The sequence below is a fragment of the Proteiniclasticum sediminis genome, from assembly GCF_018128025.1.
Classification (GTDB): domain Bacteria; phylum Bacillota; class Clostridia; order Clostridiales; family Clostridiaceae; genus Proteiniclasticum; species Proteiniclasticum sediminis.
In genome coordinates, this window is the sequence record NZ_JAGSCS010000014.1 from 18,910 (window position 1) to 33,418 (window position 14,509).

12 protein-coding genes, 1 tRNA gene and 1 other annotated feature are annotated in these 14,509 nt (G+C 52.0%); of the genes, 5 read left to right on the forward strand and 8 right to left on the reverse strand.

Features of this window, described 5'->3' with window-relative positions:
• The first annotated feature begins 308 nt into the window (after positions 1-308).
• The 4 genes from KCG48_RS10350 (at position 309) to KCG48_RS10365 (ending at position 4,961) form a co-directional block, all read left to right on the forward strand.
• Positions 309-2,321 carry a methyl-accepting chemotaxis protein gene (locus tag KCG48_RS10350; protein ID WP_230977100.1) on the forward strand — a complete coding sequence of 671 codons (2,013 nt, stop codon included), beginning with the start codon at positions 309-311 and terminating at the stop codon, positions 2,319-2,321.
• Positions 2,322-2,618: 297 nt separating this feature from the next.
• Positions 2,619-2,694 (forward strand) — tRNA-Thr (locus KCG48_RS10355).
• 130 nt (positions 2,695-2,824) lie between these two features.
• On the forward strand, positions 2,825-4,258 hold the full coding sequence (locus KCG48_RS10360; RefSeq protein WP_211802104.1) for a DEAD/DEAH box helicase: 1,434 nt from the start codon (positions 2,825-2,827) through the stop codon (positions 4,256-4,258).
• Positions 4,259-4,508: 250 nt separating this feature from the next.
• Positions 4,509-4,961 carry a hypothetical protein gene (locus KCG48_RS10365; protein WP_211802106.1) on the forward strand — a complete coding sequence of 151 codons (453 nt, stop codon included), beginning with the start codon at positions 4,509-4,511 and terminating at the stop codon, positions 4,959-4,961.
• Positions 4,962-5,010: 49 nt separating this feature from the next.
• On the opposite strand, the gene ade is transcribed toward KCG48_RS10365, so the two are convergent.
• From ade to KCG48_RS10380, 3 genes are all read right to left on the reverse strand, one after another.
• A complete protein-coding gene (ade, locus tag KCG48_RS10370) occupies positions 5,011-6,741 on the reverse strand; it encodes an adenine deaminase (protein ID WP_211802108.1) in 1,731 nt (576 codons plus the stop codon).
• 130 nt (positions 6,742-6,871) lie between these two features.
• Positions 6,872-8,878: a S9 family peptidase gene (locus KCG48_RS10375; protein ID WP_211802109.1), complete on the reverse strand. Its 2,007-nt coding sequence runs from the start codon at positions 8,876-8,878 to the stop codon at positions 6,872-6,874.
• A 233-nt stretch (positions 8,879-9,111) separates the two neighbouring features.
• Complete coding sequence (locus KCG48_RS10380) at positions 9,112-9,720, reverse strand: superoxide dismutase (RefSeq protein WP_211802111.1); 609 nt, start codon at positions 9,718-9,720, stop codon at positions 9,112-9,114.
• 259 nt (positions 9,721-9,979) lie between these two features.
• Here KCG48_RS10380 and KCG48_RS10385 point away from each other — a divergent pair, with 259 nt between their 5' ends.
• Entirely contained in the window at positions 9,980-10,162 is a 183-nt protein-coding gene (locus KCG48_RS10385) for a transcriptional regulator (RefSeq protein ID WP_211802113.1), read from the forward strand.
• A 108-nt stretch (positions 10,163-10,270) separates the two neighbouring features.
• Here the strand turns inward: KCG48_RS10385 and KCG48_RS10390 are convergent, their stop codons facing one another.
• The 5 genes from KCG48_RS10390 to KCG48_RS10410 all read right to left on the reverse strand — a co-directional run bounded on the left by KCG48_RS10390 (position 10,271) and on the right by KCG48_RS10410 (position 14,245).
• Entirely contained in the window at positions 10,271-11,068 is a 798-nt protein-coding gene (locus tag KCG48_RS10390; protein WP_211802115.1) for a putative ABC transporter permease, read from the reverse strand.
• A gap of 76 nt (positions 11,069-11,144) precedes the next feature.
• Positions 11,145-11,756, reverse strand: a complete 612-nt coding sequence (locus KCG48_RS10395; protein WP_211802117.1) for an amino acid ABC transporter ATP-binding protein — start codon at positions 11,754-11,756, stop codon at positions 11,145-11,147.
• Positions 11,756-12,397, reverse strand: coding sequence for an amino acid ABC transporter permease (locus KCG48_RS10400; RefSeq protein WP_211802119.1), 642 nt, complete (start codon positions 12,395-12,397; stop codon positions 11,756-11,758). The genes KCG48_RS10395 and KCG48_RS10400 overlap by 1 nt, the downstream gene beginning before the upstream one ends.
• Positions 12,390-13,175, reverse strand: coding sequence for an amino acid ABC transporter substrate-binding protein (locus tag KCG48_RS10405; RefSeq protein WP_211802121.1), 786 nt, complete (start codon positions 13,173-13,175; stop codon positions 12,390-12,392). The genes KCG48_RS10400 and KCG48_RS10405 overlap by 8 nt, the downstream gene beginning before the upstream one ends.
• A 61-nt stretch (positions 13,176-13,236) precedes the next feature.
• Positions 13,237-13,487, reverse strand: a binding site (T-box leader).
• Between the two features lie 149 nt (positions 13,488-13,636).
• Positions 13,637-14,245 (reverse strand): cytidylate kinase-like family protein, encoded by a 609-nt coding sequence (locus KCG48_RS10410; RefSeq protein WP_211802123.1) that lies wholly within the window; start codon positions 14,243-14,245, stop codon positions 13,637-13,639.
• Positions 14,246-14,509 lie beyond the last annotated feature (264 nt).

Consider the following 14,509-nt stretch of genomic DNA (forward strand, 5'->3'; position numbering starts at 1 on the left):
AGCTGGTGCTTAAACTTTAAGCCCAGCTGATTTTTTTGACGAGTAGAGGCGTTCAGCGGGCATAGCCCCGGGACGCGGCAAAGCAGGTTATTGTGAGGGAAGGGAGGTTCAGGCAACAGAAGATCCTTCTCTTGGATGGACTTGTGAACTTCCGTTTTTTGCTCCGTTTCCCCTTAATGGAACCTTCGTCTTCACCGATAAAAAGAGGGACGGCTTAGTTTGAACATCAAAAGAATAAATCCAAACCGAAGAAGTGAGGAGATTGATCCATGGGGCTTTACAACAAAAGAAAAAGTATCCGAACAAAAATGCTGATGGTATTCTTACCCATCCTCCTGATTGCCACAAGCGTCATCGCCGTGCTCTCCATCGGAGATGCCAAAGATGCGCTGGAAATTCAGATTGATGAACGGGTAAAGAAAGAACTCAATGCCATCAATGAGTCCATTGAGCATGAGTTTACCGCCCACAAGAAGGTCGCAGAAGCTGTGGCTGCAGTGTACCGGGCAAAAGAAAATACCATACAAAAAAGTGACTACAAGGACCTCTTGGAAGAGCTGGTCACCATTAATAAGAATACTTTAGGCTCCGGGTTATGGCTGGAACCCAAGGTGTTTGATGAAAAGGTGAAGTACTTCGGGCCATATGTGTATCGGGAAGGGGATTCCATCGTCTATACCGAGGACTACGAGACCGCGGAATATGACTATCCCTCCACAGACTGGTATAAGTCGGGAAAAGCCCTGACCTCCGGCAGTGTGTGGTCCAGTCCCTATTATGACAAAACCACAGGTATCACCATGATTACCACCTCGGTACCGGTTCTGACCAGTGCAGGGGTTCAGGGTGTGGTCACCGCTGACTATGATCTGTTCACCATCCAAAAAAGAATCCAGGAAGTTAAACTGGCCGAAACCGGCTTTGCGTTCCTATTGGATCAGGAGGGCATGTTCATTGCCCATGAAGATCCGGACAAAGTCATGAAACTGAAGATCAGTGAAGATGAGGACCTGAAAGGCATCGCCACCGTCCTGAGCCAGTCGGAAACGGGCAGTGCTCCGGTGCATGTCCAGGGGAGGGACTACGAAGCCTACTTTATCACCTTGGCCAGCACCGGCTGGAAACTGGTGGTCATGGCCCCCATGGATGAGCTCTACAGTGCGGTGGATGCCATGGTGGTCAAAGGGATAGTCCTGAGCCTAGGCATTCTCCTCTTGGCCACCCTTCTCATCAGCTTGTACAGCTTCTCCTTCTCCAAGAGCATTAAAGAGTTTGCGCATAATCTTTCCTATCTGGCCCAGGGGGATTTCACCAAACCTGTGAAGGTGCGAAGCCGCGATGAACTGGGGCAGATGGGTACCTCCTATAATCAGGTCTTGGATGATTTGCGCACCATGGTGGAGGGCATCACCGCCAATGCGGAAGAGATGGCAAAACTCACCGAGCTTTTGGCCAAAACTTCCAGCGAAGCCTCCGTGGTTTCCGATGAAGTGGCCAAAACCATTGAGGAAATTGCCCGGGGAGCCAGCAGCCAAGCCGTGGATACCGAAGTTACCGCGGAGAACATCTACGAGATGGGCAGACTGCTGGAGGAAGAAGAGAATGAACTAACCCAGCTCAACTGCGCCACCCAGGCCATCGAGAAAGAAAAGACCGAAGGCTTTGACGTGCTGAAGATCCTGGTGGAAAAGACAGGGGAAAGCAGCAAGGCCACCCAGGAGATCCATGAGACCATTCTCAAGAATAATCTCAGTGCAGAGAAAATTGAAAAGGCCAGTTCCATGATTCAGAACATCTCCGACCAAACCAATCTCCTGGCCTTAAATGCGGCCATTGAAGCGGCCCGGGCCGGCGAAGCCGGACGAGGGTTCTCCGTGGTGGCGGATGAAATCCGAAAACTGGCGGAGCAGTCGGGAACCTTCAGCAATGAAATCAAACGCGACATCAATGAGCTCAAGGTCAACTCCGAGACTGCGGTCAAAACCATGGATGATGTGCTGAAGATCATCAAAGAGCAGGAAGACAGTGTCCATATCACGGAAAACAAGTTTGATTCCATCGCGGAATCCATCGATGAAGTCCGAAAGATTCTGAAGGTCCTCAACGAATCCTCCTCCAAGATGATCATCAATAAAAATAAAATCATTGAGCTGACCCAGAACTTATCCGCCATATCGGAAGAAAATGCAGCGGGAACCGAAGAGGCTTCGGCAGCCATCGAAGAGCAGAGCGCCACAATTAATGAAATTGCAGGCAGCGGCGAAAAGCTCCAAATGATTGCGGAAAAACTGAAAGACACCGTATCCAAATTTATCATTTAATCATCCTCAAAGAAGAACATGCTCTCGGGAAGAAGAGAGATGTTCTTCTTTTTTCCTTCGTTCTTCTAGTAAGCCAAGTCATCCCGAACTCATCCTCCCGGAGGCACCAACTTCTCTAGCATACCCTTTGCGGAACTAATTTCCAGTTCTTGCTTTGCAAAAGTAATTTCCAGGATTTGGAGTAGAGGTGTAGAATTTAGTTTTGCCATTGGCTGAGGTCAATTTGACGCGCTCAAAAAATAAAGAAAGATTGCATTACGGAGGGATTTATACTAAAATATTATAGTAACTAATTTTGCTACTGTGGCTCAGTCGGTAGAGCAGCTGATTCGTAATCAGCAGGTCAGCGGTTCGATTCCGCTCAGTAGCTCCATGTTGAAACGTGCAGCATCCCTGCACGTTTTTCATTTGCAGAAAACTGCAGTGAATTTCACTCGTCTTCAGCGGCCAAATAAGCTATGCTGAAGGTACAAAGTCTTGTCTCTCAAGTTAAAGGAGAATCCATGAATACAAATTTTAAACAGATGAACATCAGCAAAGAAATCCTCAAAGCCGTGGAAAGCCTGGGATTTACCACCATGACCCAAATCCAGGAAAAGGTGGCTCCCCTGGCGCTGGAGGGACGAAATATCCTGGGGGCCTCCTCCACCGGCAGCGGGAAAACCCTGGCCTATCTCATGCCCATTCTGGAGCGGACCTCCTGGGAAGAGCAGAACGCTTCGGCGCTGATCCTGGCTCCCTCCCGGGAGCTGGCCCTGCAGATTAAGAAGGAGTATGACACCTTGGGCCGTTACAAGAAGCTGTCTGCTGTGGCAGTTTTTGGAAAGCAGCCTTTTTCGGACCAGGTGAAAGCCATGAAGAACCGTCACCAGGCCATCTGTGGAACCCCAGGCCGGGTTCTGGATCACCTGCGCCGGGGTACTCTGGATCCTGCGGCCATTCGGGTTCTGGTCATCGATGAGGTAGATGAGCTCCTGGACCGGGGATTCCAGGATGAAGTCCTGGCCATTGTGAAGGAACTGAAGGCCGTGAAGCAGACTCTCATGTTTTCTGCCACCATCTCCGACCGGGTGAAGAATGTGGCCTCCGCCATGGCCTTAAGCTATGACATTGTGGAAGCGGAGACCGCCCAGGAGCTCAATATTGCGGAGCTTCTCTATCCCGTGGAAGACCGGGATAAGTTTAAGACGCTTCTGTCCCTGATCTACCGGCGAAAACCCGCCAGCATGATCTTGTTTGTCAACACCAAGGATGAATGTGACACCCTGGCACAGAAACTGGCGGATCAAAACATCGATACCCTGAAAATCCATGGCGGCATGCTTCAGGACGAGCGGCTGAAAGCCATGGAACGCTTCAAAAACAAGGAAGTACCCTATCTGGTGGCCACGGATGTGGCGGCCCGAGGTATCGACATCTCCGATCTGGAAATTTCCTTGAGCTATGATTTTCCCGTGGAGAAGGAAAGCTTTGTCCACCGCAAAGGACGCACAGGACGAAACTTCAAGGAAGGCCTCGCCATCTATTTCGTCACGGACCGGGATCACCGCAAAATGGCGGAAGTGGAGGGCTATGTGGGGTATACGTTCACCCTCCAGGAACCTTTGCCCATGCGAACCACCGCCGAAGAAAAAGACAGCTACCGGGAGTTCCAGAAAACCCTTCGCCAGCATCGTCCCCAGAAGAAAGTCATCCACCAGGATATCACCAAGCTCTATCTCAATGGCGGAAAGCAAAAGAAAATCCGCCCCGGAGATATTGCGGGAACCCTCCATGCCATTGAAGGAATTGAACCGGAGGACATCGGAATTATCCAGGTTCTGGATGCCGGATCCTATGTGGACATCCTCCATGGCAAAGGTGAAATTGCCCTGAAGGGACTTTCCGAACGGAAAATTAAAGGGAAAACCCTTCGGGTAGAAAAGGCGAAAAAATAACAGAGTGCCATAAAAGCAAAGTCGGGAGTATATCAGGATGATGTATACCCGGCTTTTATTCCGGTCCAAATTATAAGGAAATTCACAAACAAAATGCGGCTAGTGTCCTGGAATGATGGAATTTCAACATCTTTCGACCAATTCATGAAGAGTTTGCCCATTCTTCTTAATCCCTTATTCAAAAGTATGGTATAATCATCATAAGAATATTGTGATAATTGTGGCCGAGGTGAATCGTATGGAAGAAAACATGAACAAAAGAAGAGAAATCCAAAATGTGAAACACGACGTGGTACAGGCCTCCTTGGAACGACTGATCCAGGAGCATGATGAATTTTTTAACTTTGTAAATCTCAATGAAGGCTGGTATCGCTGGGTATCGGGAAAATATACCGTCACCAACATTGATTCCATGGGGGAAACGCTCATCGAGAATGTCACCCAATATTGTAAGGACCTTAATGTGGGCACCGACGGCCATCGTTGCACGGAGCGGATTTTGGTGCTGGACTACAAGGGCGTGCTGTTTCTCCTGCGAAAGCTGGACGGTAAAGAGGATTTCTCCGCCATATCCATCATCGACAATCCTGGAAATTTCCGCATGATCTTCTGGGACAAGCTGCAGCAGTACCTGGAAAAGAAGCTGGAGCGGCTGAAAGCCGAAGCGGAGCTTACCCGGGAAAAAACCTATCTGCACGAATAGCTGAAAAAGGAAGAGACCGCCTCGGCGGTCTCTATTATTATGCGCTGATTTAATCTCTTGCGGCGCTGACGGGGATGAAGTCCCCGGTGGCGGTGGCAAAAAGCCCCCGGTCCGTGATCTTCAGCTCCGGAATCACCGGAAGGGTAAGAAACGACAGGGTGAGGAAGGGGTTGAAGGTAAGATCATTGAAAAAATCTTTTGCCGTGGCATGGAGGTGGTGAAGAGCCCGGGAAATATCCTCCAGGGGTTCCTGGGACATGAGCCCTGCTAAAGGAAGCGCCAGCTCCGCCAGGACTTTGCCATCGTCGACCAGGACAATCCCGCCGCCGATGACGGCTAGGCGCTCCATGGCCAGGAGAAGATCCCCGTCCTCGACGCCCATGGCCACGATATTGTGGGAGTCATGGGCGATGGTGGTGGCCACGGCCCCTTTGATCATCCCAAAACCGGTGACCACGCCTTTGCCGCAGGTGCCAGAATTTCCATGGCGCTCCTGGACCAGAATCTTCATCAGGTCCCGCTGCACATCGCTCTGGAAACGAGGTCCGCTGACGGGGACCACCTCGTGGTCCGTGAGGAGGGAGTTGGGATGGATCCGGATGACATTCACCGCATCACTGCTTAAAGGAAATTCCAGATCCGCTAGGGTCAGAGGCGGGAGCTTCACCGTATTTTTTGCCAGGGGTTCCTGATGATTGCCAAAATCAAAGAGCGTGGCGCCATGGTCCACCAGAAGTTCCCCATCCTTATAGACCTTTTCAATGGTGAAGGTTTGAAGATCCGAGAGCACCAGAAGATCTGCCTGATAACCGGGAGCCACGGCTCCCCGGTCATGGAGCCGGTAACACTCTGCAGGATTCAGGGTGGCCATGCGCAGGGCCTCCACAGGAGTCAGACCCTCTTCGATGGCACGGCGGACCATGAGGTCGATGCTGCCGTTTTCAGCCAGATCGCTGATGTGGATGTCATCGGTGCAGAAGGTGAAGCGCCGGTGATTGGCAGAATTTACCAAAGGGATCAGGGCCTCGAAGTTCTTGGCCACGGAGCCCTCCCGGATATGGATGTAGAAGCCTTTGGACAGACGGTCCATGGCTTCTTCCCTGGTGGTGCACTCATGGTCGGTGCTGATCCCGGCTGTTCGGTAAACATTATTGTCCATGGCCGAAAGACCGCTGCCGTGGCCATCCACCACCAGTTTCCGGGACAGGGTGTCGCGGAGCTTTCTGGCCATGTCCGGCTCCACGTCCTTCACCGCCTGAAGATCCATGACCTCCGCCAAACCCAATACCCGCTCTTCCTCAAGGAAATCTCGCAGATCATCGGCTCTTAGGACGGCACCGGAGGTTTCCAGGGCCGTGGCGGGGACGCAGGAGGAGAGCATGGCATAGAAATCCACCGGGAGATTCTCCGAAGTATCCAGCATGTAGCGAATGCCTTCCCGGCCCAGCACATTGGCGATTTCATGGGGGTCCATGACCACGGCGGTGACGCCGTGGGGAAGCGCCGCTTTGGAAAACTCCTTGGGGGTGACCAGGGTGGACTCAATGTGGATATGGGCATCCATGAGGGCAGGAACCAGGTACTGTCCCTGGAGATCCTCCTCCACATGGCCCACATAGGCTTCGCCGAAGCCCACGATGTAGCCGTCCTTTATGGCCACATCCCGGGGGAGGATTTCCCCGCTGAAGACATCCACCACCTGGGCATGGCGAAGAACCCGGTCGCAGGGGATCCTTCCTGCCGAAGCTTCTATGCGTGTTCGCTGGGTTTCTTTATTCATCCGAGTGCACCTCTTTCGCTAGTTTAGTAGTACTATAGGGGAAAATAAGAGGGCTGTCAATGAAGGAAAAGAAGCTGAACACAAAAAAAGCTGGCAGAAACTGCCAGCGAAGAAAAATATAGTGAAGAGGTTACTCGTCAGCGGTTTTTAGGGTCCGGTACCGGGCAAACCAGCCGGAAATTTCCTCCAGACGCCTCTGGCGGTGCTTCGGCTTTCCGGAACGGGACAGCTCATGGTTCTCGCCCTTAAAGAGACACAGGCGGGACTCCACATTGTGGTATTTCAGGGCCGTGAACATCTGGAGACCTTCCGTGAGCCAGCAGCGGTAATCTTCTTCCGAATGGATGAAGAGCGTGGGAGTCACCACCTGGTCTGCATATTTCAGGGGAGAATGCCACCACATTTTCGCGTGGTTATCCCAGGGGGAAGAGGCATTCTGATCATCGGCGAAATAGTAGCCGATGTCCGTGGTATTGAACATGGAAATCCAGTTGGAGATGCTGCGCTGGGAAACGGCAGCCTTGAAGCGGTTGGTGTGACCGATGATCCAGTTGGTCATGAACCCGCCGTAGGATCCGCCCGTGACAAAGAGGTTCGAAAGATCCATGTCCGGATAGGTGAAGAGGGCCAGGTCCGTGAAGTTCATGAGATCCTCATAGTCGATGGTGCCGTATTTCCCCCGGATATCGGAGAAGTCGTTGCCCTTGCCGTCGGATCCCCGGGGATTGCAGAAGACCACATAGTAGCCCTGGGCGGCAAAGAGCTGGAGTTCATGATAGAACACGCTGCCGTAGACGGTTTTGGGTCCGCCGTGAATTTCCAGGAGCACCGGCCAGGTTTTGCCTTCCGTGTAGTCCACGGGCTTCAGGACAAAACCGTCGATGACGGTGCCGTCATCCAGGGTGAGTTTCAGGGGTTCCGGAAGGGAAAGCTGAATTTCTTCCTGGACCCAGGTGTTGAATGAGGATACCGGAAGTGCAGGCGCCTCCAGGAAGTAGAGTTCCTGGAGGGTGGTGTTCTTCATGGCGATGTAGGCCACGTGACCGTTTTTCACACTGACGCCGTCCACGGATCCTTCCTCGGTGATGACGGGGCGCAGTACTCCCTCCCGGTTCACCTTCCACAGCTCGGCGTTGGTGCCCAGGGTGGTGGTGAAATAGAGTTCCCCACCGTCCACCACCCGGGTTTTGGATCCGCCATAGCGGGCATCGCTGCCCACGGAATTGTAGAGGGACTGGTCCAGATCCGGCGTGATGAGGGCTAAGGTATCCGTGAGAAGATCATAGGTGTAGAACTTTCCGTTTTCATTGAGGCCCAGTTTCTTCATGTCCGTGGCGGTGAAGATGAGGGTATCCTTGTCCAGAAAGTCGGCAAAGCTGATGGTGAGGCCTGGGGTGTCCAAGACCCGCACCGTCTCTCCGTCGAAGTAGGAGAGCTCATTAAGCAGCTCTTCCTTGTCCTGGAAGGTGCTGGACACGAGGACGGCCTTGTTCTTTTCTTCATTCAGCTTGACGCTTTCCACGTTGGTGTATTCGCCCGTGAGATAGCCTTGGAAGGTTCCCTGGGCGTCAAAACGGCAAAGCCGGCTTCGCTTTTTCGAGGTAAAACCGCCGCCATTGGACCAGAAGGGGATTTCCTCCAGGACCTCATAGTCCTCTTCCTCCTTCAGGCGTTTCAGCTCGTCGGAAAGCTCCGTTTCGCTGAGGTTCAGCTGATCCTTGGCGTTGAGATCAAAGGCGCAGGTGGCGAGGACATCGCCGCCGGCAAGAAAATCAAAGCTGCCGAGGCTCTTTTTCAGCCGAAGGTATTTGTCCGCTTCACCGCCATGGATATTGATGCGGTAAAGCTGGGTGAACTCCTTGTGGGACTCTGCGGCCTCCTTGTCCTTGGGATCCCGGATGGTGGCGAAGACCAGATGCTCATCATCCTGCCATTTAAAGGAAGATTCCTTGTCAAAGGTGGTGAGCTTACGGATCTTTCTTGTGGCGACTTCTGCCAGGTAGAGATTGGAGCGGTATTTGTTTTCTTCCATGTCCGCCTCGTGGACCACAAAGCCCACATGACGGCCGTCGGGGGAATGCTCAATGCCGGAGAGGAATTTATAGTTTTTAAAATCATCCAGGGTCAGTTTACGCATGGGTTTCCTCCATTATTCATCGTAACGCCAAAGGGAATGGGGTTTACCCGGAAAATGACGTCCATGAGTTCAATATACCCCATTCCAGGGATCTTTTTTCGCGGGAAAGCCCAACATCTGTACGTTTCCCCGGATTATCTGTACACGGGAAAAAAGCCCAAACGAAATCCCGCCAGGGGGAACCGGCGGGATCACGCTAGGCCTTTTTCTTATAAGGAGGTTGATGACTTCAGTTACTTGACTTCGGCAAACCGTCGGGCCACTTCATCCCAGTTGACGACATTGAACCAGTTCTCGATATACTCCGGTCTGCGGTTCTGATACTTCAGATAGTAGGCATGCTCCCACACGTCCAGTCCCAGGATGGCTTCCACTCCTTCGGAGATGGGGTTGTCCTGGTTGGCGGTGGAGGTGATGGCCAGCTTTCCGTCCTTGACGATGAGCCATGCCCATCCGGATCCGAAGCGTCCGGCTCCAGCCTTGGCAAAGGCGGCCTTGAACTCATCGTAGCTGCCAAATGCGCTGTTCAGAGCTTCCAGCAGTTCGCCTTCCGGCTTCTGTCCTTCTGCTTTCTTCATCACGGTCCAGAACAGGCTGTGATTGAGATGACCGCCGCCATTGTTTCGGACGGCTGTGCGGATGTCTTCCGGTACGCTGTCCAGATCGCGGATCAGCGCCTTCAGGTCCTTCTCCTGCAGCTCGGGATACTTTTCCAAAGCGGCATTGAGGTTATTGATGTAAGCCTGGTGATGCTTGGTGTGATGGATGTTCATGGTCATCTCATCCACATAGGGCTCCAGGTCGGCATATCCATAAGGAAGGTTAGGTAATTCATGTTTCATGTTTAATTCCTCCAAAATCGTTAAAAATCAATATTTTCTCTCCCCCACGGGGAGGATGTTGTCTATGGTCTTATCTTACCTCAATTGAGAATTATATTCAATAGCATACAATTAAATTTAATCAAAATCTTTTGTTTATTCACCCTTTCTTCATAAAGAGGGTCAAACAAAAGCAAACCGGAAGCCTTTGGGGAACGGCGTTGACGCCATAAAGATCTGTGATAGAATGAAGATATTGAGCCTAAAGGAGGTAGAATATATGGAAATTAAAGATGCTGTACTTAAAGCCATGGCCGAAGCCGGAGCTCCCGTCAGCGCGGGGGAAGTGGAAAAGATCACCGGATTTGACCGCAAAGACATTGACAAGGCCTTCAAGGATTTGAAGAAGGAGGAGAAGATCGTCTCTCCTGTCCGCTGCAAGTGGGAACCTGCGGTTAAGTAGATCTTTTTTAGCAGTAAATAGACATATCCCCGCATGACGTCATGCGGGGATATGTCTATTTATAGGGGAATTCAGGCAAGGTTCCTGGGCATGCTAGGAGACCGATCCTTAGGAATCCCGGAATTTGGTGATCTTTTCGTCGATTTTCTTGCGGTTCTCCACGTAGGTGTTTTTCAGCTTGTTGAAAATTTCGCTTTCCTTTAAAGGACGCATTTGGGGGAAAGCGTTGAACAGTCTGCGGTTCATGAACCGTCCCTTTTGGAAGAGGGCCTTGACCTTGTCGCTGTAGATTTCCGTATCTTCGATTTTCTCCTGGAGCATGAGCTTCAGATCCTCCACCCGGAGACGGCCTTCCCGGACATGGCGTTCCAGGTCTTCCCGCACGGCGGCCAGCCGGCCATTAAGAAGAAGGAGATGGCGCACAGTGAGAAAGAGATCGGAGAGAAACAGCGCTAAAATGGCGCTGGCGGATACCGCCTGGAAGTAGGCGGGGATCCTGCCGATGGCTTCGGCCATGACCGGATGAAGCACCCGGACCAGAAGTACGGAGAAGGTGGCAAAAACCAGAGCGCCCAGCAGAAAGACCCGACCATGGATGTTGAAGGGTCTTCCGGAATAATCCCACCATCGGGTGTGGAAAAGCCGTTCCAGAATCACCGAGGTCAGATACTCCACCGTGGAGGTGAGCACCATGCTGGAGAGAAATAGAGGCACGAGACCCGTCTTCGGGTCATCAAAGACCAGAAGGATGAGCAGGGCCCCAAAACCGTACACGGGGCACAGGGGGCCCGTGAGGAATCCCCGGTTCACCAGTCTTTTTTCGGTGATGGAACAGAGCGTGGACTCGTAGGCCCACCCCAGGAAGCTGTAGAGAATGAAGTAGAGAAACCATACCGTCAAATTCATACTGCACCGCCTTTACTCGCTGACATTATCTTCAGCATACCCCGAAAACCTTAAAAAAACTACAAGTGCTGCCGGATTACCCCAGGGCTATCCGTCGATCGGCAATGCGGTTGATGAAGTCCTCGTCATGGGAGACGACGATGATGGCCTGGTCCTTCTTGATCCTTCCGATGATCTCCATGAGAAGATTCTTGTTCTCTGCATCGAGACTGCTGGTGGGCTCGTCAAAGCACAGGACATCGGGCTGAAGAAGCAGGGCCCGGATGATGGCCACCCGTTGGCGCTGACCTCCGGAAAGCTCGGAAGGAAAACTCTTCTGTTTGTCCAGGAGCCCGAAATCCTGGAGGTACTGCTCCGCCTTCTGGCGGGCTTCCTCCGGGGAATAGAGCTTGTGGTACTTGGGGGCGATGAGGAGATTGTCCAGGACATTCAAGTGCTGGAAGAGGGAGGAGGACTGGAATACTAGCCCGATGCGGATCCGGTTTTTTTCATCCACCGGGATGCCGTCCAGGGTGAAGGAGCCACTGTCTTCCTTCTCCAGGCGCACAATGCACTTCAAGAGGGTGGTTTTGCCCACACCGGAGGGACCGGTGATGGCCAGAACCTCGTTGCGGTCCACCTGGAAACTGATGTTTTCCAGGACCTTGGTTTCCCCATAGGATTTTGAGATCTTTTCAGCCTTGAACATTAGAACGTCACCTTCCTCATTCGGGACTCCATCTTCTTCAGGAACTTCTCAATGATGAAGCTCATGGTGAAGTAGAGGACGCCCGCGATAATGAACGGAGCAGCGGAAACATAGATATTGGCTAGGGTCTTGGAGACCTTAATAAGCTCACTGAGGCCCAGGGCATAGATGAGAGCCGTATCCTTCAGCAGAACCAGCACCTCGTTGGAAAGAGAGGGGAAGCTGTTCCGGATGGCCAGGGGCAGAAGAATCTTGAAGAAGGTGAAGCCCTTGGAGAAGCCCAGGACATAGGCCACATCCTTCTGATCCTGGGGGATGCTCTGGATGCCTCCGCGAAGGATCTCCGCCAGATATCCCGTGTAGTTGAAGGTGAAGCCCAGGATGGCGGCGGGCATCCGGTCCAGGGTGATGCCGAAGTAGGGAAGGCCAAAGAAGATGAAGATGAGCTGCAGAAGAAGCGGCGTTCCCCGAACGATGGAGATGTAAACGGAAATGATGGGCTTTAGGGGTTTCACCGTGTAGAGGTAGGTCACCACAACCCCCAGAATGGCGGAACTGACCAAGGTGATGAGGAAATAGAACAGTGTCTGGCCCAGTCCTTCCAAGATGACGGTGTAGCTGGAGGTGAGGATGTTAATCATTGATGTAGACCTTTTTGATGGTCTCGAAGGTTCCGTCTTCGATCATGGCCTGAAGAGCCTCATTAACTTTTTTCAGGAGGGTGGTGTCGCCCTTGCGGAAGCCGATACCGTAGGACTCAGCCCCGAAGTTGTCGGAAAGAATTTTATAGTCCGCGGCATTCTTGGACAGGAGCACATAGCGGGCCAGCACTTCATCGAGGACGATGGCGTCGCTGCGGCCGGCTTCCAGATCCAGGAAGAGATCCAGGTTGGAGTCGAAGGTTACCAGTTCGCCATTCTTCAGGTTTTTCACCACATCGCCATCGGCGGTGACGGCGTCAAAAGCGCTGGAATCCTTTTGCACGGATACCACTTTTCCGGCCAAGTCAGCCTTGGTGTTGATGGAAGAGCTGGCCAGGGTGATGATGATCTGGGTGTTGTCCATATAGGGCTGGGAGAAGTTCACCTTTTCCTTGCGTTCCTCGGTGATGGTGTAGCCATTGAAGATCACATCGATATTGCCGGCATTGAGTTCGCTTTCTTTCAGGGACCAGTCAATGGCCTGGAATTTAGGGGTCAGACCGATGCGCTTGAAGATTTCCTTGGCCAGATCCACATCCAGGCCCACGATTTCGCCTTTCTCATTGCGGAAACCCATGGGGACGAAGGTGTCATCCAGGCCTACGACGATTTCCCCTTTCTTGACCAGGGCGTCATAGGTGTCTTCGGATTTTGCCGGGGCCTTGGCGCACCCCGCCAGCAGCAGCATTCCCATCAGGACCATCAGTAATTTTTTCATTGGTTTTTCCTCCTCATTGGTTGTTGTTTTGGGTAATAAAAAAGTCCTTAGTCAATAAATGACTAAGGACGAATTTGACTTCGTGGTTCCACCTTACTTCGTCAGCACCTCACGATGCTGGCCTCTTCGGGTACAATCATACCCTAGTCTTGATAACGGATGACAATTCCCGGCGTCCACTACTCTCCCCATAAAAGGATTTTGCAGATACTGCTCAAAGATGTGTTCTCCCATGCGCCATTGTTTTTTCACACCAACCAAAAACTCTCTGGAAATCTTGCATGAGGTACTCGTTCTTCTCAACGCGATTAAAATATTGAATTCATACTACACCCGGGATTTTTAAAATGCAAGGGGCCATCCAAAGATTGCCAACCTGATTTTCTGGCAAGGATTTCAGCAAAGAAATTCCGGTGACTTTTCGCCCGGATTTTACGAAATGCGAAATCCGAGAAAGGAAATCAGGGGTTTTCCAAAAGACGGACAGCTTTTTCCAAAATGGATACCGTCTTGTCCGTACCTAATTTTCCGCTGTCCAGGAGCATATGGTAGTTTTCCGGGGCATGGCGGTCCTGGCAGGTGTTGTTCCGGTAATAGGTGTTTCGTTCCCGGTCGGTTTTCTTCATCATGATCTCCGCTTCCCGGTGGTCCAGGGAGTATTTCTTCATGATCCGGGCGATGCGGTTTTCCGCTTCGGCGTAGATGAAGCAGGAAAAGACGTGGGGATGTCCTTTGAGAACATAGTCGGAGCAGCGGCCCACAATAACGCAGGAGCCCATGTCCGCCAGTTCCCGGATGATTTTCGACTGCAGCTGAAACAGCACCTCATTCATGGGGCGGTCATAGATGGAGATGAAGTTGGGATCTAAGGGGACGGTGTAGTACCAGAAGGAGGTCTTTTTCTCGTCGGCGGCCCGGAGCTCCTCCAGATCCAGCCCCCCCTGCTCTGCAGCCATGTCGATGAGCCGGCTGTCGTAGCACTCGATGCCCAGATGCACTGCCAGTGCCATGCCGATCTCCCGTCCGCCGCTGCCGAAATCGCGCCCGATGGTGATGACGGTGTTGCCCATGATTCTCCCCCCTTGCCTGTAGAGGCATTTCTCAACTTCAGTATAGCGGTTTTCCCGAAAGGATTAAGCGGCGGAGCTCTCCTCAATTCTCAACATTCTGTGAATTTATTCCAAGGGAGGACAGGTGTCTTTGGAGGCAAAAAATGGAAAGCGGTCAAAACCCCTTGATAATTAAGGGTTTCAGCGGTTTTTTTGTTAGGACGGCCCAAGCTGCCGAAAACGTTGACAGTGAAAAATGAGCGTGTTATGGTCAACACATCCAAG